The organism is Citrobacter sp. Cu231 (genome assembly GCF_030332265.1).
GTDB classification, from domain to species: domain Bacteria; phylum Pseudomonadota; class Gammaproteobacteria; order Enterobacterales; family Enterobacteriaceae; genus Citrobacter; species Citrobacter meridianamericanus.
In genome coordinates this window covers 232,482-255,008 of the sequence record NZ_JAOWIE010000044.1, presented here as the reverse complement: position 1 = coordinate 255,008, position 22,527 = coordinate 232,482, and the positions used below count along the sequence as shown (strand labels likewise).

The 22,527-nt window shown below is 53.1% G+C and carries 20 protein-coding genes and 1 pseudogene; 16 read left to right on the top strand and 5 right to left on the bottom strand.

Annotated features, from left to right (window positions below; genetic code table 11):
* Positions 1-107: 107 nt before the first annotated feature.
* Positions 108-2,051: a methyl-accepting chemotaxis protein gene (locus OGY15_RS18855; RefSeq protein WP_151219232.1), complete on the bottom strand. Its 1,944-nt coding sequence runs from the start codon at positions 2,049-2,051 to the stop codon at positions 108-110.
* A 155-nt stretch (positions 2,052-2,206) separates the two neighbouring features.
* Positions 2,207-2,536, bottom strand: coding sequence for an acid-activated periplasmic chaperone HdeB (gene hdeB, locus OGY15_RS18850; RefSeq protein ID WP_043016321.1), 330 nt, complete (start codon positions 2,534-2,536; stop codon positions 2,207-2,209).
* A 399-nt stretch (positions 2,537-2,935) separates the two neighbouring features.
* On the opposite strand from hdeB, the gene OGY15_RS18845 reads away from it, so the two are divergent.
* From OGY15_RS18845 to OGY15_RS18815, 7 genes are read left to right on the top strand one after another with little or no spacing between them, the layout of a single operon-like run.
* A complete protein-coding gene (locus tag OGY15_RS18845) occupies positions 2,936-3,802 on the top strand; it encodes a MurR/RpiR family transcriptional regulator (RefSeq protein ID WP_252838782.1) in 867 nt (288 codons plus the stop codon).
* Positions 3,803-3,816: 14 nt separating this feature from the next.
* Positions 3,817-4,404, top strand: a complete 588-nt coding sequence (gene ddpX, locus OGY15_RS18840) for a D-alanyl-D-alanine dipeptidase (protein WP_286540622.1) — start codon at positions 3,817-3,819, stop codon at positions 4,402-4,404.
* A 15-nt stretch (positions 4,405-4,419) separates the two neighbouring features.
* Positions 4,420-5,982 carry an ABC transporter substrate-binding protein gene (locus OGY15_RS18835; protein ID WP_151219235.1) on the top strand — a complete coding sequence of 521 codons (1,563 nt, stop codon included), beginning with the start codon at positions 4,420-4,422 and terminating at the stop codon, positions 5,980-5,982.
* A 43-nt stretch (positions 5,983-6,025) separates the two neighbouring features.
* Positions 6,026-7,048 carry an ABC transporter permease gene (locus tag OGY15_RS18830; RefSeq protein ID WP_151219236.1) on the top strand — a complete coding sequence of 341 codons (1,023 nt, stop codon included), beginning with the start codon at positions 6,026-6,028 and terminating at the stop codon, positions 7,046-7,048.
* Positions 7,045-7,941 (top strand): D,D-dipeptide ABC transporter permease, encoded by an 897-nt coding sequence (gene ddpC / locus OGY15_RS18825; RefSeq protein WP_151219237.1) that lies wholly within the window; start codon positions 7,045-7,047, stop codon positions 7,939-7,941. Before OGY15_RS18830 ends, ddpC begins: the two co-directional genes overlap by 4 nt.
* A complete protein-coding gene (locus OGY15_RS18820) occupies positions 7,938-8,924 on the top strand; it encodes an ABC transporter ATP-binding protein (protein WP_151219238.1) in 987 nt (328 codons plus the stop codon). The genes ddpC and OGY15_RS18820 overlap by 4 nt, the downstream gene beginning before the upstream one ends.
* A complete protein-coding gene (locus tag OGY15_RS18815) occupies positions 8,917-9,852 on the top strand; it encodes an ABC transporter ATP-binding protein (RefSeq protein WP_286540618.1) in 936 nt (311 codons plus the stop codon). Before OGY15_RS18820 ends, OGY15_RS18815 begins: the two co-directional genes overlap by 8 nt.
* 19 nt (positions 9,853-9,871) lie before the next feature.
* Here the strand turns inward: OGY15_RS18815 and OGY15_RS18810 are convergent, their stop codons facing one another.
* Positions 9,872-10,762, bottom strand: coding sequence for a LysR family transcriptional regulator (locus tag OGY15_RS18810; RefSeq protein WP_210905091.1), 891 nt, complete (start codon positions 10,760-10,762; stop codon positions 9,872-9,874).
* Positions 10,763-10,904: 142 nt separating this feature from the next.
* Here OGY15_RS18810 and OGY15_RS18805 point away from each other — a divergent pair, with 142 nt between their 5' ends.
* From OGY15_RS18805 to OGY15_RS18780, 6 genes and pseudogenes are all read left to right on the top strand, one after another.
* Positions 10,905-11,612, top strand: a complete 708-nt coding sequence (locus OGY15_RS18805) for a CoA transferase subunit A (protein ID WP_187259651.1) — start codon at positions 10,905-10,907, stop codon at positions 11,610-11,612.
* Positions 11,613-11,614: 2 nt separating this feature from the next.
* Entirely contained in the window at positions 11,615-12,271 is a 657-nt protein-coding gene (locus tag OGY15_RS18800; RefSeq protein WP_151219240.1) for a CoA transferase subunit B, read from the top strand.
* A 10-nt stretch (positions 12,272-12,281) separates the two neighbouring features.
* Positions 12,282-13,487, top strand: a complete 1,206-nt coding sequence (locus tag OGY15_RS18795) for an acetyl-CoA C-acetyltransferase (RefSeq protein ID WP_286540613.1) — start codon at positions 12,282-12,284, stop codon at positions 13,485-13,487.
* Positions 13,477-14,386 (top strand): annotated as a pseudogene (locus OGY15_RS18790) (3-hydroxyacyl-CoA dehydrogenase family protein). Before OGY15_RS18795 ends, OGY15_RS18790 begins: the two are co-directional and overlap by 11 nt.
* 43 nt (positions 14,387-14,429) lie before the next feature.
* The gene (locus OGY15_RS18785; RefSeq protein WP_210905093.1) at positions 14,430-15,824 is read left to right on the top strand and encodes a GntP family permease; all 1,395 of its coding nucleotides are present in this window, start codon (positions 14,430-14,432) and stop codon (positions 15,822-15,824) included.
* 11 nt (positions 15,825-15,835) lie between these two features.
* Positions 15,836-16,606 carry a 3-hydroxybutyrate dehydrogenase gene (locus OGY15_RS18780; protein ID WP_286540608.1) on the top strand — a complete coding sequence of 257 codons (771 nt, stop codon included), beginning with the start codon at positions 15,836-15,838 and terminating at the stop codon, positions 16,604-16,606.
* A gap of 45 nt (positions 16,607-16,651) precedes the next feature.
* Here OGY15_RS18780 and OGY15_RS18775 read toward each other — a convergent pair whose 3' ends face one another.
* Entirely contained in the window at positions 16,652-17,083 is a 432-nt protein-coding gene (locus OGY15_RS18775) for an OsmC family protein (RefSeq protein ID WP_005126807.1), read from the bottom strand.
* A gap of 227 nt (positions 17,084-17,310) precedes the next feature.
* On the opposite strand from OGY15_RS18775, the gene sra reads away from it, so the two are divergent.
* A complete protein-coding gene (sra, locus tag OGY15_RS18770; RefSeq protein ID WP_079937903.1) occupies positions 17,311-17,451 on the top strand; it encodes a stationary-phase-induced ribosome-associated protein in 141 nt (46 codons plus the stop codon).
* A 178-nt stretch (positions 17,452-17,629) separates the two neighbouring features.
* Positions 17,630-19,327 carry a malate dehydrogenase gene (maeA, locus tag OGY15_RS18765; protein ID WP_003020042.1) on the top strand — a complete coding sequence of 566 codons (1,698 nt, stop codon included), beginning with the start codon at positions 17,630-17,632 and terminating at the stop codon, positions 19,325-19,327.
* Positions 19,328-19,395: 68 nt separating this feature from the next.
* On the opposite strand, the gene OGY15_RS18760 is transcribed toward maeA, so the two are convergent.
* Positions 19,396-20,298 (bottom strand): endonuclease/exonuclease/phosphatase family protein, encoded by a 903-nt coding sequence (locus tag OGY15_RS18760; RefSeq protein ID WP_286540601.1) that lies wholly within the window; start codon positions 20,296-20,298, stop codon positions 19,396-19,398.
* Positions 20,299-20,753: 455 nt separating this feature from the next.
* Here OGY15_RS18760 and OGY15_RS18755 point away from each other — a divergent pair, with 455 nt between their 5' ends.
* Positions 20,754-22,469, top strand: a complete 1,716-nt coding sequence (locus OGY15_RS18755) for an ABC-F family ATP-binding cassette domain-containing protein (protein ID WP_286540599.1) — start codon at positions 20,754-20,756, stop codon at positions 22,467-22,469.
* Positions 22,470-22,527: the final 58 nt, after the last annotated feature.

The following is a 22,527-nucleotide window of genomic DNA, read 5'->3' as shown; positions in this document are numbered from 1 at the left end:
GTTTTGTAAGACACAATAAAAAGGAGTTAAATCGATAATTCGTGGTTAAGCATCATTATACTGGAGTTATCCGGGCACAACGTTTGCACCCGGATATCGTGTCGTTATCAGGCAACTGAAGGCTCAGGCAATCTGAATGACGAGACCAACAACGCCAACTGTTCCGCCTCCTCTTTCAATGCCTGCGTACGTGCGGCGGCATCATCAATTAACGAGGCGTTTTGCTGAACGGTGCTGTCCATTTCGGTAACGGCCAGCGTAACTTCTGAAACGCCCTTACGCTGTTCTTCACCCGCCACACGAATTTCCCCCATCAGCTGACGTACCTGACGTACATTGCTGACCAGTTCTCCCAGACGTTCGCCCGCATGGTGAATTTGCTGGCTTCCGCTACCAACATGAGAAACGGATTCATCTATCAACGCTTTTATTTCCTGTGCAGCGGTGGCACTTCGCTGGGCCAGCGTGCGCACTTCGGAGGCCACAACGGCAAAGCCTCTGCCTGCATCACCCGCTCTGGCGGCTTCAACCGCAGCGTTGAGGGCGAGGATATTGGTCTGGAACGCAATGCTGTCGATGACTGCAACAATTTCTACCATTCTGCCGGATGACGCGCTGACGTTGTCCATCGTAGAGATAACGCCCTGCATCACATCGCCGCAGCGGTTGGCCGTTTGCGCTGTGCTATCGGAGAGTTCATCCGCCAGTTGTGTATTACTGGCATTTTGATGAACGGTTGCGTTTAATTGTTCCATCGCCGCTGAACTCTCTTCCAGCGCCGCGGCCTGCTGCGTTACGCGAGATGAAAGTTCCATATTACTGTCTGCCAGACTGACGGCGTTATTCGCCACTACCACGCTACTGCTTCTGACGGTGATCAGGACGGCTGCGATTTTATCGACGAACAGGTTAAACGCTTCGGCGATGGCTGAAATCTCATCTTTACCACGCACATCCAGGCGACGGGTAAGATCGCCTTCTCCCTGTGCAATGTCATCAAGTGCCTGACGAGTATCATCGAGACGCGAAATCAGTCGGCGAACCACTAGCCAGGATCCCACCAGCAACAGCGTCATAATCGGGATCAAAACTTCCAGTACGTCCTGCATCATCACTTTAGCAAGGCCGACGATACGTGATTCAGGCGTCACCAGTCCCACTACCCAACCGGTATCTGCCATCGGGAACAGCATCACCCGGGACGCCGTATTCAGGACGTTGTCGTTTGCAAGCGTAATAGTCTTCACCCCATCTGTCGGGCGGAGAGATTTCAGGCCGTTTTCCACCGGGATAAGCCATTGCGCGCTTTGCGCCAGTTCATTAATGGTTTTATATTTTGCCAAATCGGCCTGCGGGAAGTAGAGAATTTGCCCCTGTTTGTCCACCACAAACGCGTAACCTCCGGTGCTGTTTCCCTGCTGTTGCATAAAGGTGGCGACGTTATCCAGACGAATATCGGTGGTAGCAACCCCGGCAAACTTGCCCGCCAGTTGATATGGCACGCTGCACGTTACCATGTTGACGCCCGAACTGGCGTCCTGATACACATCAGACCATAGGCAGCTGTTTTGTGAATGGTTTTTGGCGTGCTGATACCAGCTTTCATTATGGTATCCGCTTGATCCTTCGACGTTATAGTCGTTGGAATACACCAGTTTTCCTTCCGCATTACGCGCCCAGAAAAAGCTGCGCTTCTCCACGCCAGCGGTAAAGGCGCCTGGTTCTGGCCAAATGCCGCCGCCGGTAATAATCGAGTCTTTACTTTCGCCAATCAGATGTGGAACGACGCTTTGGTAGAGGGATTCATCGTTGGGCAATACTTCAGCCAGTCGTGACAGGCTGACGGTCTCGCCTTCAATTCGGGACAACACGGTACTCAGTTGACGGGTTAAACCTTGCCCTGTTTCTTCGATCAGTGCTGTGTTGATTTCAACAACGCGCGGCTGACCACGCCAGAGCATAATCGCCACAATAACAAGCGTCGTGACTGCAAGCAGCAGAATGCCGCCGATGGTTAAACGCGTTGAAATACGAGTGGGATACCAGGCCATACAAACTCCTTGTGCGAAAGGCTAAGTTTTATCCAGTATCGGCACAGGCGTTTATATCTTTATAAAGTTTTCTTAAGTATCACAAAATAAATAAGTGACGTTGTCACGAATAGCAAAACCCAGCACTTGGACTGGGTTTAAATAACAACTTAATCTTATTTTGATAATTCTTTTTTGATTTCGTCTTTTATTTTACTTAATTCACTCTGCGGATGTTTTTTACAAAGTTCAACGGTCAGAGGAACTGCGGTAGTGACGGTTTCGTTATAGTCCACGTAATCACCACCTTTGAAGTCTTCGTCTTCATTGAGCACCCAGAAAGCCACTGGAGCCATAGTTTGCGGGTTCAAATCAATAAACTCCTGGCAGCTCATGCCTTTCGGAGTCACTTCAGTTTTAGCGTTATCAGTTGCTGCATTGACGCTGACACTGGTTAACAGCGCTGCGACCAGAATACCTGCTGTAGAAAGGGAGAATTTATTCATTGTAGTACTCCATTTATAATATAAATAATATCTACACTTGCGCTTCAAACCGTTAATGTAGTTCGCAAAAAATAATACCCCTACCTTCATAAGAATAAAGATCAACACCATGGATATGGCTGAAATTTATATTTCACATTACTGATTCTGATGTTCGAGCGCAAAACGTGGCCACAATGTGATCGTTCCGACGAAATCAGTAGATTCATACTCCATACCCCTGTCACTGCACCAAAACTGAACTACGCTGCACAAATGTTGATCATTGGTTAACGAATTTGAGTTGAATTTTAACAAAAACAGCCAGCATGCCGCTGTTACCAGCCTGGCACGCGTCCTGCATTGTTAATTCGCTAACAGTGAGCCGTAATCTGACAGACAACTAACAGCGAGAAAGTAATGACAGCGAAACCTGAGTTATTTACCCGCATAGAGCAGACCTTTAGCCAGCTGACGCCTAGCGAAAAGCGCGTGGCCGGATGGCTGTTAGCCCATGCTGTACAGATCCCTTTTGAGACGGCGGATGGTATCGCGAAAGCGACCGGAACCAGCGGCATTACCGTTGGACGCTATCTGCGTAAACTGGGCTTTCGCAATCTGGAAGATGCAAAAGCCAGCCTGCGAGAACTACCCGTAGTTCCCTATCAGCCCTGGGGTATGAACGAGCGGTTGGACTCCTGGCACCAGCAACAAAGTCTGTCCGATCGCGCGCAGCAGTCGCTGTTACTGGAAATCGACGCTATTACCCACGTTTATCAGCTTGCTCAGGGCGAGACATTTTTACGCATTGCGCAACAGCTGGCGCATGCTGAAGCCGTGTTTATCCTTGGGATCCAGTCTACCCGCGGGATCGCCAACGCTTTTTTCAGCCATCTGGAATACCTGCGGCCTAAAGTCAGCTACTCCGAAGGGCTTTCAGGCAGTTGGGTGGAATCACTGAATTCGGGTTTCACCCAGCCTTACGTAGTGATCACCGATATGCGCGCCTACTCTGCGGTCTCCAGACAATATTGCCGTATCGCCACAGAGCGCTGCATTCCGCTGGCGCTGGTCACCGATGTGTGGTGCCCGTGGGCCAGAGACTATTCCATTGATTTGCTTCAGGTGAAAACTGACACCGGGCATTTCTGGGATTCACTGGCGCCGGTGAGCTGTCTGTTCAACTTATTACTCTCTGCGGTGGTGGCACAACTGGGTGACTCCCTCACAGAACGCCTGCAAACCAATCGCCAGTTACAACAACAATTTGGTCAATTTGAACAATAAACAGGAAACGTGCTATGTCAGAGACCCCAGAACTGGTCGATCTGTCGGTGATATTCCCGTCACTGCATATCGATCTTAAATACGCTACTGCAGATAACATTACCGGTGCGCCAATTTACCGGGAAGCACGTTGTCTGTTGCACACCGAGGCGGTAACCGCGCTGGCTAAAAGCATCAGTATTGCGCAACTGGCGGGCCTGAAGCTTGTTGTGTACGACGCGTATCGCCCGCAGCAGGCACAGGCGGTGCTGTGGAATGCGTGTCCGGATCCTCAGTACGTTGTCGATGTGGCGATTGGTTCTAATCACAGCCGCGGCACGGCTATTGACGTTACGTTAATGGACGATCGCGGCAAGGTCCTTGATATGGGAGCCGGTTTTGATGAAATGCACGACCGTTCCCATGCCTGGCATCCGTCTGTTCCTCCGATTGCACAGCGTAATCGCCTGCTGCTCAATGCCATTATGTTCGGCGGCGGCTTTGTCGGTATCAACAGCGAGTGGTGGCATTTTGAATTACCTGATGCCGCCCGCTATCCGCTGCTTGACGATCAGATGGATTGTTACACTGTCACTCCCACAGCAACACAACATCCCCTTTGATTCTGGAGCCTGGTTATGAAGACTACACCTGCGTTAAACGCGTTTTTTCGCCCCGCTCTGATTGCCGTTGCGCTGGCGTTTGCCCTGCCCGCCGCACAGGCCGCCGTTCCCAAAGATATGTTGGTGATTGGTAAAGCAGCCGATCCTCAAACGCTCGATCCCGCCGTGACCATCGATAACAACGACTGGACGGTCACCTACCCCTCTTATCAGCGACTGGTTCAGTACAAAACCGACGGCGGTAAAGGCTCCACGGAAGTTGAAGGTGATTTAGCCAGCGGCTGGAAAGCCTCTGACGACCAGAAAGAGTGGACGTTTACCCTGAAAAACGATGCCAAATTCGCCGACGGGACGCCGGTAACGGCTGATGCGGTAAAGCAATCTTTTGAACGCTTGCTCAAAATTGGCCAGGGCCCTGCAGAAGCATTCCCGAAAGATCTGAAGGTTGAGGCTATCGATAACACGACGGTGAAGTTTACCCTCAGTCAGCCGTTTGCGCCGTTCCTGTATACGCTGGCGAATGACGGAGCCTCAATCATTAACCCGGCCATTTTAAAAGAGCATGCTGCAGACGATGCCCGCGGATTCCTGGCGCAAAACACGGCAGGCTCTGGTCCGTTCATGCTTAAAAGCTGGCAAAAAGGACAGCAGTTGGTGCTGGTTCCTAACCCGTATTATGCCGGTGAAAAACCTTCGTTTAAGCGGGTTTCGGTAAAAATCATCGGTGAAAGCGCCTCCCGCCGACTGCAATTGTCACGTGGCGATATCGACATTGCCGATGCGCTTCCAGTTGACCAGCTTGCCGCTTTAAAACAGGAAGGCAAAGTTAACGTAGCGGATTATCCCTCACTGCGCGTGACCTATCTGTATTTGAACAACAGTAAAGCGCCGCTCAATCAGGTGGATTTACGCCGCGCCATCTCGTGGGCCACCGATTATAAAGGCATGGTAAATGGGATCCTCAGCGGCAACGGGAAGCAAATGCGTGGTCCGATCCCTGAAGGCATGTGGGGTTTTGACGACAAGGCCATGCAGTACAGTTTTGATGAGGCCAAAGCGAAAGCGGCGTGGGACAACGTTGCCAGCAAACCTGAAAGCCTGAGCTTCCTGTACTCTGATAATGACCCTAACTGGGAACCTATCGCGCTCGCCACTCAGGCAAGTCTTGGCAAACTGGGTATTAAGGTGAAGCTGGAGAAACTGGCAAACGCCACCATGCGTGACCGTGTAGGTAAGGGAGATTACGACATTGCCATTGGCAACTGGAGCCCGGATTTTGCCGACCCGTACATGTTTATGAATTACTGGTTTGAGTCAGACAAGAAAGGTTTACCCGGTAACCGCTCCTTCTACGAAAACAGTGAAGTCGATAAGCTGCTGCGTAGCGCCCTGGCGACCACCGATCAGGCGGCCAGAACCAAGGATTACCAGCAGGCGCAAACCATCGTAATTGATGAAGCTGCCTACGTTTATTTATTCCAGAAAAATTATCAGTTGGCGATGAACAAAGACGTTAAAGGATTTGTATTCAACCCCATGCTGGAACAGGTCTTCAATATCTCCACCATGAGTAAATAAGCCACGTTGATGCGGAGCCGCTCGGCTCCGCAAGGGGAAGCTAATGACGTTCTGGAGCATTTTACGCCAGCGATGCTGGGGACTTATTCTGGTGGTGATCGGTGTTTGCGTAATCACCTTTATTATTTCACACCTGATACCTGGCGACCCCGCACGGCTGCTGGCAGGCGATCGCGCCAGTGATGAAATTGTCGAAAATATTCGCCAACAGCTAGGGCTGAACCAGCCGTTGTATGTTCAGTTTTTTCGCTACGTCAGCGATATTTTCCATGGCGATTTAGGCACTTCCATTCGTACCGGCCGTCCGGTACTGGATGAGCTACGCATCTTCTTCCCCGCCACCCTTGAGCTGGCTTTCTGCTCCTTGTTGCTGGCGCTGCTCATCGGTATTCCGTTGGGCATTTTATCTGCGGTCTGGCGCAACCGCTGGCTTGATCACCTCGTTCGCCTGATGGCGATCACCGGCATCTCTACGCCTGCATTCTGGCTGGGGCTGGGGGTTATTGTGCTGTTTTATGGTCATCTGCAAATTTTACCCGGCGGCGGGCGTTTAGACGACTGGCTGGATCCACCCGCTCACGTCACCGGGTTCTACCTGATTGATGCACTGCTGGAAGGCAATGGCGAAGTCTTTTTCAATGCGCTTCAGCATCTGATCCTGCCGTCGCTGACGCTGGCTTTTGTGCATCTCGGAATCGTTGCCCGCCAGATTCGCTCTGCCATGCTGGAGCAACTCAGTGAAGATTACATTCGTACCGCTCGCGCCAGCGGGTTACCGGGCTGGTACATCGTGCTGTGCTATGCATTGCCTAACGCACTCATTCCATCAATCACTGTCCTCGGCCTGGCGCTGGGCGATCTGCTCTACGGTGCGGTGCTGACCGAAACGGTCTTCGCCTGGCCGGGGATGGGCGCCTGGGTAGTGACATCAATTCAGGCGCTCGACTTCCCGGCGGTAATGGGATTTGCCGTGGTGGTCTCCTTCGCCTATGTGCTGGTCAACCTGGTGGTGGACTTGCTCTATTTGTGGGTGGACCCTCGAATTGGACGTGGAGGCGCACAATGATGCTCACACAAGAAACGCCCGCGGCACCGCAGACCGTTCGCCGTCGCACGGACTGGGCCAAACTGTTCTGGATGATGAAAAACAGCCCGCTGACGTTGGTTGGCGGGGTCATCATCGTATTGATACTGCTGTTGATGGTGCTGTCGCCGTGGATAACCCCTCACGACCCAAACGCCATCGATTTAAGTGCGCGCCTGCTGCCCCCGTCAGCAACTCACTGGTTTGGTACCGATGAAGTTGGCCGCGATCTGTTCAGCCGCGTTCTGGTGGGGAGCCAGCAGTCGGTCGTTGCGGGTCTGGTGGTAGTGGGTATTGCCGGAGGAGCGGGTTCACTGCTGGGCTGCCTGTCAGGTGTTATGGGCGGACGTGCAGATGCGATCATTATGCGCATGATGGACATTATGCTGTCTATTCCCTCGCTGGTGCTGACGATGGCGCTGGCTGCCGCGCTGGGTCCAAGCTTGTTTAACGCCATGCTGGCGATTGCGATCGTAAGAATTCCTTTTTATGTGCGCCTCGCCCGCGGTCAAACGTTAGTGGTGCGTCAGTTCACCTATGTACAGGCGGCGCGCACTTACGGGGCTTCACGCTGGCATCTTATTAGCTGGCACATTTTACGTAATTCTCTGCCCCCACTCATCGTGCAGGCTTCGCTGGATATCGGCAGTGCGATCCTGATGGCTGCCACGCTCGGGTTTATTGGTTTGGGCGCACAGCAACCGAGCGCTGAATGGGGCGCGATGGTCGCAATTGGCCGCAATTATGTGCTTGATCAGTGGTGGTATTGCGCTTTCCCCGGCGCGGCCATTCTGATTACCGCCGTGGGCTTTAATCTCTTTGGCGATGGCATTCGCGATCTGCTGGATCCGAAAGCCGGAGGAAAACAGTCATGACACAACCCGTGCTGGAAATCGAAGATTTACATTTGAGTTTCCCCGGCTATAAAGCTGAGGTGCATGCGCTGAACCATGTCTCGTTACACATCAACCGCGGAGAGATCGTTGGCGTGGTGGGTGAATCCGGTTCCGGTAAGTCCGTGACGGCCATGCTCACCATGCGTCTGCTGCCGGAGGGGAGTTATCATATTCACCAGGGACGCGTTTCGCTGCTGGGTGAAGATGTGCTCAATGCCAGCGAGAAGCAAATGCGTCAATGGCGCGGCGCACGCGTCGCGATGATTTTTCAGGAACCCATGACGGCACTGAATCCAACCCGACGTATCGGTCAGCAAATGGTAGAGGTTATCCGTCATCATCAGGCGTTGAGCCGCACGGATGCCCGTCAGAAAGCCATCGCTTTACTCGAAGAGATGCAAATCCCGGACGCGTCGGAAGTCATGAAACGTTTCCCGTTTGAGCTTTCCGGCGGGATGCGCCAGCGTGTCATGATCGCGCTGGCCTTTTCCTGCGAGCCAGAGCTTATTATTGCCGATGAACCAACCACCGCGTTGGACGTCACGGTGCAACTGCAGGTGCTGCGGTTACTGAAATTAAAAGCGCGAGCCAGCGGTACTGCCGTGTTATTTATCAGCCATGATATGGCTGTGGTTTCACAGCTATGCGATCGGTTATACGTCATGTATGCCGGAAGCGTGATTGAGAGTGGCCCGACGCAAACCGTTATTCAACACCCGACGCATCCTTATTCTATTGGCCTGTTGAAATGCGCCCCCGAACACGGCGAGCCGCGCGCATTGCTACCTGCGATCCCCGGCACCGTGCCGAATTTAACCTGCTTGCCGGCGGGATGCGCATTTCGCGAGCGCTGCTTTGCCGCTGGTCCTCGCTGTGAAGAAACACCCGCATTAAGCAGTCAGGGAGGCGCGGAGCAACAATCTGCGTGCTGGTACCCGCAACTGGAGACAACACATGTCTGACTTATTACTGGATCTGCAGGATGTCCATGTCAACTTCCCTGCGCGTAAAAACTGGCTCGGCAAAGTAACGGAGCGAGTACATGCGCTCAACGGTCTGGATTTACAGATCCGACAAGGGGAAACGCTGGGAATTGTTGGCGAGTCTGGTTGCGGAAAAAGTACGCTGGCACAACTGCTGATGGGCATGCTGAAACCCAGTAAGGGAAACTATGGCCGCCGTGGTGACACGCAACATAACGGTATGCAGATGGTATTTCAGGATCCTCTTTCATCGCTGGATCCTCGCTTACCGGTGTGGCGAACTATCACTGAGCCGGTATGGATCCAAAAACGGAATCCGGAACGTGAGCGCCGCATGCTTGCCGAAGATTTGGCCCAACAGGTGGGAATCCGCCCAGAATATCTCGATCGTCTGCCGCATGCGTTTTCCGGTGGACAACGTCAGCGTATTGCCATCGCCCGGGCGCTATCGTCAGAGCCGGATGTTATCGTACTTGATGAACCCACTTCGGCACTGGATATCTCCGTACAGGCGCAAATACTTAACCTGCTGGTGTCACTGCAGGCGCGCAGAAACCTGACCTACGTGCTGATCTCGCACAATGTGTCGGTGGTCCGCCATATGAGCGACCGCGTGGCGGTAATGTACCTCGGGCAAATTGTTGAGCTGGGCGATGCGCAGCAGGTTCTCACTCAACCCGCCCATCCCTACACGCGATTATTGTTGGACTCCGTCCCTAAAACGGGAGCGCCGTTGGCGGAAGATTTAGTGTTGCGGAAAACCGAACTTCCGGGAAATCGAACTCTGCCAGAGGGCTGTTTTTTCCGTGACAGATGCCCGCTTGCGACCAGCGGTTGTGAGAAGAAACAGGCATTATTGAAAAGTGATACCGGATGTGACGTTCGCTGCTGGCGGGCGGTTACATGACCTGAGCCGTTGAGAAAAGTCAGGTGCGATACGCCTTTTTCAGTGAATCCACCAGCACTTCAGAGGCGGTAGATAACTTATGATGTGCCGAACGCAAAACGCCGATCCGACGTTGGATCACCGGCGTATCCAGATCGATACAGATTGCGCCCAGCTCGGTCATTTGCGTACGGCACAATGCTGGCACGGCGCTGCCGCCCAATCCACTCGCCACCAGGCGACCAACTGTTACCAGTTGATGGCTCTCCAGCGCCACCTCCAGCGTATGCCCGCTTTGTACCAGCTGTTCTTCCAGCATCAGACGCACGGCGGAAGGTCGTTGCAGGGTGATGAAATCCAGCGTCAGCAGTTCGCGCCACGCAATACGATCCCTCCCCGCCAGTCGGCATGTCGGCGGCACAATCGCAATAAAACGATCCACGCCGAGCGGCGTGAAATGCAGATGACCTGAGTAGTCAGGCTCAAAGGCGATACCCATCTCTACCCGCCCTTCGCTGACCATCTCAATCACCTGTTCGTTGATCACATCGTGTACCGTTACGTTGATACCAGAGTAAGAGTCACGAAACGTTTTCAGTACCGATGGCAGGACGTTAGCGGCAAATGAAGGCATGGCGGCAATCGAGATTTTACCGCGCTGTAGCGTAAAGTGTTGGCGCATTGCCTCTTCCGTATTCTCCCAGTCCGCCAGCAGTTGTCGTCCCATGTTCAGCAGCGTTTCTCCCTCCTGCGTCAGGGTCACTTTGCGGGTGGTTCTCAACAATAACGCCCCGCCCAGGGAATCCTCCAGTCCTTTAATCGCCAGGCTTAATGCGGGTTGCGACATATTCAGTCTTTCACTGGCATGAGCAAAATTCAGAGTGTGAGCTACCGCTAAAAACGCGCGTAACTGTTTGATGCTCATTCCCATTTCGCATTCCCTTAACTTGTTGAATACCTTTAATTAACATTAAATTGATAAAAAAACCCAATGATTGAGTCACAAATTTAAAATTAACAAATCATTTTTCACCCCCAATGATGTCGGCAAGGACAACTGGAGGGGCAAGTGTATGGCTGGACTGGATAAACGGGTTGCCACTTATCAAGAGGCGCTGGAAGGACTGACCGATAACATGACGCTGCTGGCGGGCGGATTTGGCTTATGTGGGATCCCTGAGAACCTGATTGCCGAAGTACGCCGTCGGAAAGTTCAGGGGCTTACGGTGGTGTCAAACAATTGCGGCGTGGATGGTTTTGGCCTTGGTGTACTGCTGGAAACGCGGCAGGTGCGTAAAGTTGTCGCATCCTATGTGGGTGAAAACGCGCTGTTTGAGCAGCAGGTACTCAACGGCGAACTGGACGCTATCCTGACGCCGCAAGGCACGTTGGCGGAGCAACTTCGGGCAGGCGGCGCGGGGATCCCGGCATTCTTTACCGCAACCGGCTACGGAACCCCGGTCGCACAAGGAAAAGAAGTTCGTGAATTTGCCGGACGCCCGTACATCCTGGAGCAGGCAATTACTGGTGATTTTGCCTTGGTTAAGGGCTGGAAAGCCGACTGGTACGGCAACGTTATTTACCGTCACACCGCACAGAATTTTAATCCACTGATGGCCGCGGCCGGGCGAATCACCGTCGTGGAAGTCGAAGAAATTGTCCCTCCCGGAGAGCTTGACCCCGCCGCTATTCACACCCCAGGAATTTTTGTTAACCGCATTATTCAGGGGCAATTTGAAAAACGTATTGAACAACGCACCCTTCGCCACAAAGGAGCCTGACCATGTTAACGCGTGAACAAATGGCGATGCGTGTCGCCCGCGAGCTGCGCGACGGTTATTACGTCAACCTTGGGATTGGTATTCCCACTCTGGTGGCGAACTACATTCCCGATGGCATGGACGTCATGCTGCAATCAGAAAACGGTTTGCTGGGTATGGGCCCGTTCCCCACGGAAGACGAAATTGATGCAGACATGATCAATGCCGGAAAACAGACCGTTACAGCGCGCAAAGGCGCGGCGATCTTCGACTCGGCGCAATCCTTCGCCATGATCCGCGGTGGCCACGTCGATCTGACGGTACTCGGCGCGTTTGAAGTGGATGTTAACGGCAATATCGCCTCATGGATGATCCCCGGAAAAATGGTGAAAGGCATGGGGGGCGCGATGGATTTGGTTGCTGGTGCTGACAACATCATCGTGGTGATGACGCATGCTTCCAAAAGCGGTGAGTCGAAACTGCTTCCCTCCTGCACCCTGCCGCTGACCGGCGTGGCCTGCATTAAACGCGTGCTTACCGATCTGGCGCTGCTGGAGATCGCCGATGGCGCGTTCATTCTGCGTGAGCGTGCGCCGGGCATCAGCGTGGATGAGATTGTCGCCAGAACAGCCGGCAAGCTGATCGTTCCCGAAAACGTCCCCGAAATGCAATTTAGCTGAGGATCTGACCATGCAGGATGTTGTTATTGTCGCCGCAACGCGTACTCCGATTGGCAGTTTTCATGGCGCGTTGGCGCCACTTTCCGCCGTTGAGTTAGGCTCGGTAGTGATCCGTTCTCTGCTGGAAAAAACCAACCTGGCGCCTGAACAAATTGATGAGGTGATTTTAGGTCAGGTACTAACGGCAGGCTGCGGCCAGAATCCGGCCAGGCAAACGGCGTTACGCGCAGGACTGCCGGCAACCACGCCCGCGTTAACCATTAATCTGGTGTGCGGTTCGGGCCTGAAGGCGGTGCATCAGGCGGTCCAGGCGATTCGCTGCGGCGATGCGCAAATCGTAATAGCCGGTGGTCAGGAGAGCATGAGCAATGCGCCCTATTTTCTCGACGGTGCGCGAGCCGGTCTGCGGTTGGGCCATGCCAGTATGAAAGACAGCGTGGTACATGACGGCTTGTGGGATGCGTTCAACGATTATCACATGGGAATTACCGCGGAAAATCTGGCGGATAAATTCGTTATCAGTCGCGAGCAGCAGGACGCCTTTGCTCTGCGTTCCCAGCAAAAAACGGCTGCCGCCATGGAAGCCGGTCGTTTTATCGCGGAAATCACGCCGGTCATCGTCCCGCAGGGTAAAAAACCGCCGCGCGTTGTGAACCATGACGAACAGCCTCGCCCGGATACCCAGGCTGAGAAGCTGGCGCTGCTCAAACCAGCGTTTCGCCCTGGTAACGGCACAGTGACCGCCGGGAACGCCTCTTCAATCAACGATGGTGCCGCCGCAGTGATGTTGATGAGCGCCGCCAAAGCAGCAGAACTCAATCTGCCGGTTCTTGCCCGGGTGGCGGGCTACGCCGTTTCCGGCGTCGACCCTTCCATTATGGGCATTGGGCCGGTAGAGGCCACACTCCAGTGCCTGAAGCGAGCGGGCTGGACGTTGAATGATGTCGATCTCATTGAAGCCAACGAAGCCTTCGCCGCACAAGCGCTGGCGGTTGGTGAATCCCTGAACTGGGACAGCGACCGGGTGAACGTAAACGGCGGTGCGATTGCGCTGGGCCATCCCATCGGCGCATCAGGTTGCCGAATTCTGGTGACGCTGCTGCACGAAATGGCGCGTAGTAACGCGACCAAAGGGCTGGCTACGCTGTGCGTAGGCGGCGGTCAGGGCGTAGCCCTGGCGGTAGAGCGTTTGCAGGAGGTCCCTCATGCAAAGTAAATATGTCTGCGTATTGGGCGCGGGTTTAATGGGCGTCGGTATTGCCACCCACTTTGCTCGTTATGGTCACGATGTCTGGCTGTATGACACCGATAGCGACCGAATTGCTGAAATTGGCGCCGTTGCCAGCGGTATTCTGGATGAACTGATCACCGCCGAAAAGTTTGCCGCTGACGAAAAAGGACAGGTTGTGAGTCGTCTGCATGGTACGACTTCGCTACCGGAGATTGCTGCGTGCGGATTACTGATTGAAGCCATCCCGGAGCGGCTCGGGCTCAAGCACGCGTTGTATGCGCAACTGGAAAAACTTATCGCACCGGAGGCCGTCATTGCCAGTAATACCAGCGGCCTGCCGCCGGATGCGCTGGCAGAAAAGCTCGCCCATCCTGAGCGGCTGCTCATCGCCCATTTCTGGCACCCGCCACATTTTATCCCGCTGGTCGAAATTGTCCCCGGCACCGCCACGAAACCGGAATACCTGCGTGAGCTGCAACAGCTGCTGCTCTCGATGCAACTGGAAGCCGTCGTCCTCGACCGCGCAGCACCTGGTTTTGTCGGTAATCGCCTGCAATTTGCGCTGCTGCGTGAAGCATTACATATCGTAAAAAGCGGTATCGCCAGCGCAGAGGCGGTGGATCAGGTCATGCGCGCCTCGCTCGGTCGCCGCTATGCGATGGTTGGCCCGCTGGAGGCGGCAGATATGACCGGACTTTCTACGGTGCAGGACATTTGTCGGCATCTGCTGCCGGAACTGGCCACCGGTAGCGACATGATGTCGCTGGTCGCGGATAAGGTTGCCTCTGGTGATACCGGCCTGCGCAGCGGCCAGGGGTTTTATCGCTGGGATGATTCTCCAGCAACGCCGAGAGCATCAGCTGCGCTTTGCCCTGAAACCGTAACTTCTCTTTCTGTACCCCACTATAACAATGATATTGAGGAGTCATGATGAGTGTATTAATCGCCCTGGCAGCGCTGGGCCTGCTGATGCTGGCAGCCTATCGCGGGTACAGCGTTATCCTGTTTGCCCCCATCGCGGCATTAGGTGCTGTATTGCTGACCGAACCCAGCGCCGTTGGCCCTGCCTTCACCGGCCTGTTTATGGAAAAAATGGTCGGTTTTGTGAAGCTTTACTTCCCGGTATTCTTACTGGGAGCGGTATTTGGCAAGTTAATTGAGTTATCCGGTTTTTCTCGATCGATCGTTGCCGCCGCCATCAACATTCTCGGGCGTCGTCACGCCATTCCGGTGATTGTGTTGGTGTGTGCGCTATTGACCTACGGCGGCGTGTCGCTGTTCGTGGTGGCGTTTGCGGTGTATCCGTTTGCGGCGGAACTGTTCCGCCAGAGCAATATTCCGAAGCGCCTGATCCCGGCAACCGTGGCGCTGGGCGCGTTCTCATTCACCATGGATGCGCTACCTGGCACGCCGCAAATCCAGAACATTATTCCAACCAGCTTCTTCGGGACTAACGCCTGGGCCGCGCCTTGGCTGGGTCTGATCGGTTCCGTGTTTATCATCGTTGTCGGTCTGGTTTATCTCGAACGCCAGCGCCGTAAAGCACAGGCGAAAAACGAAGGCTATGGCACTGAACTGTTAAATGAACCGGAAACGCCGGATAACATTAACCTGCCGAACCCGATAATTGCTATCTCGCCGCTGATCCTGGTCGGGGTATTTAACCTGCTGTTTACCCGCTGGATCCCCCAATGGTATGGTGCCACGCATCAACTGGAACTTCCGGGTCTTGCCAAACCGATTACCACCGAAGTCGGTAAAATCACCGCTATCTGGGCGGTAGAAGCAGCGCTGATCTCTGGGATCTTGCTGGTGGTGGTGTTCGGCTATCGCAACATTAAAGGTCGCCTGGCGGAAGGCAGCCGAACGGCGGTTGGCGGCGCAATCCTCGCGGCCATGAACACTGCGTCAGAATACGGTTTTGGCGCGGTGATCGCCGCCCTGCCCGGATTCCTCGTACTGTCAAAAGCGCTGGCTGCCATTCCCGATCCATTGCTCAATGAGGCAATTAGCATCACCACGCTTGCCGGGATCACCGGTTCAGCATCTGGCGGCATGAGTATTGCGCTCGCCGCCATGTCGGACACCTTTATCGCTGCCGCTCATGCCGCAAATATCCCACTTGAAGTCTTCCACCGCGTCGCCTCTATGGCCAGCGGAGGCATGGATACTCTGCCGCATAACGGGGCGGTGATTACGCTGTTGGCTATTACCGGTCTCAGCCACCGTCAGGCGTATGGTGGGATTTTCGCCATTACCATAATTAAAAGTCTGGCCGTGCTGTTTGTGATCGGCGTTTTCTACACCACCGGAATTGTTTAAGGAGAATCATCATGAACTTAACGGGAAAAGTAGCCCTGGTTACCGGCTCTACCAGCGGTATCGGATTAGGCATCGCGCAGGTGCTGGCGCAAGCAGGCGCTACGCTGATCCTCAACGGATTTGGTGATGTCGATGCCGCCAAAGATGCCGTTGCGCAGTATGGCAAAACACCGGGCTATCATGGCGCAGACTTAAGCGATGAAGCACAAATTGCCGACATGATGCGTTATGCCGAAAGCGAATTCGGTGGTGTGGATATTCTGGTCAACAACGCCGGGATCCAGCATGTTTCACCGGTAGAGACCTTTCCGGTTGATAAGTGGAACGCGATTATCGCTATTAACCTCTCTTCTGTTTTTCACATCACGCGTCTGGCACTTCCCGGCATGCGCACGCGTAACTGGGGGCGCATCATTAATATCGCCTCTGTTCATGGTCTGGTGGCGTCAAAAGACAAATCCGCTTATGTGGCAGCGAAGCATGGCGTGGTGGGTTTAACCAAAACCATTGCGCTGGAAACCGCGCAGACGGGAATCACTTGCAATGCGCTGTGCCCCGGCTGGGTGCTGACCCCGCTGGTCCAGCAGCAGATTGATAAGCGTATTGCCGACGGGGCTGAACCTGATGCGGCGCGTGACGCTCTGCTGGCGGAAAAGCAGCCGTCACGCGAATTCGTTACGCCGGAACAGCTGGGTGAGCTTGCGCTGTTTTTGTGCTCAGACGGTGCGGCGCAGGTACGTGGCGTCGCGTGGAATATGGATGGCGGCTGGGTGGCGCAATAAATTACATTGGCCGGATAAGACCCCGTCGTATCCGGCGCATACTTATTAAGACTTCAGTTGATAATCCAGTGTAATTTCCGCGTTCAGCACCTGGGATACCGGACAACCAGCTTTCGCTTTCTGGATGATGCCGTCAAATGTGGCGGCATCTATCCCCGGGACGCTTACCTGGCTGTGCAACGCCACTTTGGTGATAGCAAACCCGGCATCCACTTTATCCAGAGAAACGTCGGCTGTAGTATCAATGGCATCTGGCGTAAAACCTGCTTCGCCCAGCATGAGCGAGAGCGCCATTGAGAAGCAGGCTGCATGGGCCGCGCCAATCAACTCCTCAGGATTGGTGCCTTTCACTCCTTCAAATCGTGTATTAAACCCATACGGTTGCTGATTCAACACCCCACTTTCGGTCGACACGGTACCTTTCCCGCGCTTGATGTCGCCTTCCCAGTGTGCCTGACCTTTCTTATGGATAGTCATTATCGCTCTCCTGTGTTGTCGTTGGAGTTACAAGTATAGGACGGCTGAGAAAAAGCATGACACATAAGGGATAGTTCTCATTTCCTGCTTAAGCATTGACCTTTCAGATAAAATGACCGACCATCCAGAAAGCCGTTATGTTGAACATCGGCTTTCTATCAGGTTGTATTTCGTCCGTTCTTATACGGGCTCGCCCTTGAAACCAGTAACAGGATAAAGGAGTTAGAATGAAATCGAACCGTCAGGCCCGCCATATTCTTGGACTGGACCACAAAATCTCAAATCAACGCAAAGTCGTGACCGAAGGTGACAAAACCAACGTGGTCAATAATCCTACCGGAAGAAAGCGCCGCACTGACGGCAAATAGCCTTTCGCACGTATGACTGAGTAACGAGATAAACACCATTGCAACCGCAGTGGTGTTTTTGCTTATAAAACCCCTTAACCCATTCACAATGCTTTATACTTCGCCTGTTTCCCTGGCGGACAGGCCCGATACGATCATAAGAGTGCCAGGGACGGTTATTCAAAAAAGAGTGAGTGACATGGAAAACGAAACTAAAAAATTGCGTTCCCTTTACATCCCTTACGCTGGCCCGGTACTGCTGGAATTTCCTTTACTGAATAAGGGGAGCGCTTTCAGTGTGGAAGAACGCCGTAACTTCAACCTGCTGGGGTTACTGCCGGAAGTGGTCGAGACGATTGAAGAACAGGCCGAACGTGCCTGGATCCAATATCAGGGATTCAAAACCGAAATCGATAAACATATTTACCTGCGCAACATCCAGGACACTAACGAAACCCTGTTTTACCGACTGGTGCATAATCACCTTGATGAGATGATGCCGGTTATCTATACCCCAACAGTAGGCGCGGCCTGTGAGCGTTTCTCTGAGATCTATCGTCGCGCACGCGGCGTGTTTATCTCTTATCAGAACCGCCACAATATGGACGATATCCTGCAAAATGTTCCTAACCACAATATCAAGGTTATCGTCGTCACCGATGGGGAACGTATTTTGGGTCTTGGCGATCAGGGGATCGGCGGGATGGGTATTCCAATCGGTAAACTGTCGCTGTATACCGCGTGTGGCGGGATTAGCCCGGCTTACACTCTGCCAGTGGTACTGGACGTCGGGACTAACAACCAGCAATTGCTGAACGATCCACTGTATATGGGTTGGCGTAATCCGCGCATCACCGATGATGAATACTACGAATTTGTTGATGAATTTATCCAGGCTGTGAAGCATCGCTGGCCTGACGTGCTGTTGCAGTTTGAAGATTTTGCGCAGAAAAACGCCATGCCGCTGCTGACCCGTTATCGCGACGAAATTTGTTCATTTAACGATGATATTCAGGGCACCGCGGCGGTTACTGTCGGTACGCTGATTGCGGCCAGCCGTGCGGCGGGTAGCCAGCTGAGCGAGCAGAACATCGTTTTCCTCGGTGCGGGTTCCGCCGGTTGCGGGATTGCCGAGCAGATCATTGCGCAAATCCAGCGAGAAGGTTTAAGCGAAGAAGCGGCGCGTCAACGCGTATTCATGGTCGATCGCTTTGGCCTGTTAACCGACAAAATGCCGAACCTGCTCTCCTTCCAGACCAAACTGGTGCAAAAACGCGAAAATCTGCAGCACTGGGATACACAAGAAGATGTCCTGTCGTTGCTCGATGTGGTTCGCAACGTTAAACCTGACATCCTGATCGGGGTTTCCGGACAGGTTGGTCTGTTTACCGAAGAGATCATCCGCGAAATGCATAAGCATTGTCCGCGTCCGATTGTCATGCCGCTGTCTAACCCGACTTCTCGCGTAGAAGCCACGCCGCAGGATATCATCGCCTGGACCGAAGGTAACGCGCTGGTTGCGACCGGTAGCCCGTTTGCACCGGTACTGTGGAAAGAGAAAACTTACCCGATCGCCCAGTGTAATAATGCGTACATCTTCCCGGGTATTGGCCTTGGCGTGATTGCTTCTGGCGCGTCGCGCATCACTGATGAAATGCTGATGTCGGCCAGTGAAACGCTGGCACAGTATTCACCGCTGGTGCTCAACGGTGAAGGACTGGTGCTACCGGAACTGAAAGATATTCAGACGGTTTCTCGTGCCATTGCCTTTGCCGTCGGTAAAATGGCCCAGCAGCAAGGTGTGGCGGTGAAAACGTCCGCTGAAGCGCTGCAACAGGCGATTGACGATAATTTCTGGCAGGCAGAATATCGCGATTACCGTCGAACCTCTATCTGACGCTTTGCCCGGTGGCACGTTGCTGCCGGGCAATTTTTATCATTCAATTAACAAAGGCGTTATATCGACTATTGCTCTGAAAGTTCAAGCTCTGCAATAACCGGCAAGTGATCGCTCGCAGTAGACCACGTGAACTCTGGCGAATTATGTGGGATCTCCAGATTTTTAACGTTCCACTTCTGGCCTTTAAATGTGAAAATATGGTCAATATCAATCGCCGGGTTTACGGCTGGCCAAGTACGAGTATCCATCCCTTCTTTTGTGACTTCATTGAAAAAATAACGTATTTCTTTAAGTGGCTGCTCATCCCGGGTCGAATTGAAGTCCCCTGCCAGGATCTTGATTGAAGATGCAATATCCTGGAAATCAGATGTTGCATCACCAATGCTGATATCTAACAGGTAACGCGCCTGCTCTGTCCGCATTGTGGGATCTTTTTGCCAGTCGAGATGTGTCACCATAATAATAGGCGCGGAATCAAAGCCGGGTACGTCAACCTGCGCCAGGAGCGCCACGCGTTGTTCCGCGTTTCCCGAGGGTAGTTTCACGACCTGCGAATGCAGGATTTTATATTTGGAGAGAAGACCTAAGCCGTACTCACCACCATCGAAATCAAGGGCTTTACCGAAGGAATAATGTAGGTTATTGGCCTCAGCGATTTTTTTGAGTTGATCAATCTTTTGGCTACGTCCCGTTTTGTTATCAACCTCTGGAACAGCAATAATATCGGCATCAATTCTTTTAATCGCCGAATTAAGTGCTGTAAAATCCTTTACATCAGCAGAGGTTTCATTTTTACCAATGTTATAGGTGGCAATCTTTAAATGCGGTTTTTGTTGTGAGTAAATTTTGTCAGGCACCCCACCTTTTTGAACTTTAAGTATTTCATTTCCATCAAGTTTCTCATTTGCCTGAGCATTTGCAAGTAAACATCCCAGCGCAATCATCGTGAATGTAATTGTTTTTTTCATATCATCTATTCTCCAAAAAATAAAATAGTGAGAAGAGGATACTGGAGAATTTCGACTGTTGTTGTGATCGTTAACTCATGCTTTTGACGCGAAGAAAATTAACTTTTGAATAATTATCCTGTGTTCATGGTTTCTGCATTAACGTAACGTCCAACATGCCAGGTTTCACGGCCATACGTTCGAAACTTGCACTACTGCGTAACTTGCGATTACACTTTCACCATCGATTAACATTCGGAAATATAAAAGGAGGATACTTATGCTGTACTGTGAACGTTTCATCGTTTCACATGCTTTTGGCGATCGCCAGTGCTCAAGCGTTATCGGTATCGTGCTGCGATAACTTCTGCTTGAGCGAAGCTAACTTCTAAACCCCCTTCTCTCGGGCTTACCGGGTTATCGTCAGCGATGTTTGACGAGGCGTTTTTACGCCTGTAACTCTTGAGTAAGCAACAATGAGCACATTACTAACCGCACAATCCTTACACGTTGATACGGCATTTGGCACGCTATTCGACGATCTCACATTTACCCTGAAAAAAGGCGACCGCATCGGGCTTATCGGCTATAACGGCTGCGGCAAAAGCACGTTGTTAAAGCTGCTTGATGGCACCATTTCTCCCACCAGTGGCGTAATCGCGCAGGCGAATTACTGTCAACTCGCCCGTGTAGAACAACATTTACCCGACGATGTACTGCCGCTAACGTTGCAGGAGGCGGTTCTTGCTCAACTTCCCGAACATGAGCGCGCCAGCCAGCAGTGGCGAGTTGAAGCGTTACTCGCCGAAATGGGTTTTACGTCGGAGAATTTGCACCTCACTGCACAGACGCTGAGCGGTGGGCAGCACACGCGGCTTTTATTAGCGCGGGCGCTGATGCGAAATCCCGATCTGCTGCTGCTGGATGAACCGGGTAACCATCTGGATTTGCCAACATTACTGTGTCTGGAACAGTTCTTACAGAACTGGTCTGGCAGTTTTGTGGTGGTTTCTCACGACCCGCAATTGCTGGATGCGGTGACGCAGGGAACCTGGATCCTGCGCGATCGTACTCTCCACGCCTTCGATCTACCCTGCAGCGAGGCGCGTCAGGCTCTGGCAGAAAGAGACGCCAGCGATGCTCTGCGCCATAAGGCTGAACAAAAGGAGATAGACCGGGTTACCGCCAGCGCTAAACGGCTGGCAACCTGGGGGCGGGTCTACGACAACGAGGATTTGTCCCGCAAAGCGAAGCAGATGGAAAAGCAGGTGCAACGCCTGAAGGACGTTCAGACGGAAGTGACCGCAGGAAGTCAGTGGACACTAACATTGCATGGCGATGCCCTGCGTGCAGATCGTTTACTGGAGATGACTAATTTGTCGGTGGCCCCTGCTCCCGGCGCAGATACGCTGTTTTCCATTGCCGGAATTCGGTTAAAAAGCGGCGATCGGGTGGCGATTGTCGGACGCAACGGTTGCGGGAAATCTTCGCTGTTAAGGCTTATCTGGCAACAGTTTCAGTCACAGCTGGTATCACCTTCGCTGGTGTTGCACCCGCGCGTTACGTTGGGGTATTACGACCAGACGTTGCATCAGCTTGCCGATAGCGATTCGCTATTTGACGCGCTGGAGCCTTTTGCGCCTCAGCCTGATATCCGCAAAATGGCGCTGATTAGCGCGGGTTTTCCGTGGATCCGCCACGCGCAGAAAGTCAGTGTTTTAAGTGGTGGTGAGCGCTCCCGGCTGCTGTTTGTTGGGCTCTCGCTAGCTCGCTACGGCCTGCTGATGCTCGACGAACCGACCAACCATCTGGATCTGGAAGGTAAAGAGGCGCTGGCAGCAACGCTGCAAAGCTACCACGGCGGCGTGTTGCTGGTCAGTCATGACCGTCAGCTTATCAGCCAAAGCTGCAACCGGTTTTGGTTTATCGACGAGGGTGAGCTTAGCGAATGGCATGACCTGGAGGCAATCAACGCGCGTATTCAGGGCGCCACCAGTGAGTTAATGGTGCATAACAGTGTGGCAAAGGTTGTTCCTGCTCCCCATCGCAGTGGAGATGAAGTACTGGAAAAACTTCTTGAGCTGGAGCAGCGGCTGGCCGACGACCTAGCCCGCAAACCGAAGCATCAGAAACCGCAATTACAGGCGCAATGGCGGAAGGAGATTGCGCGTCTGAACTCACAACTGGAGTAAACCCATTGCCGGACAGCGGCGTTGTGCCCTGTCCGGCAAATCTTGCGTGACTTGTTTC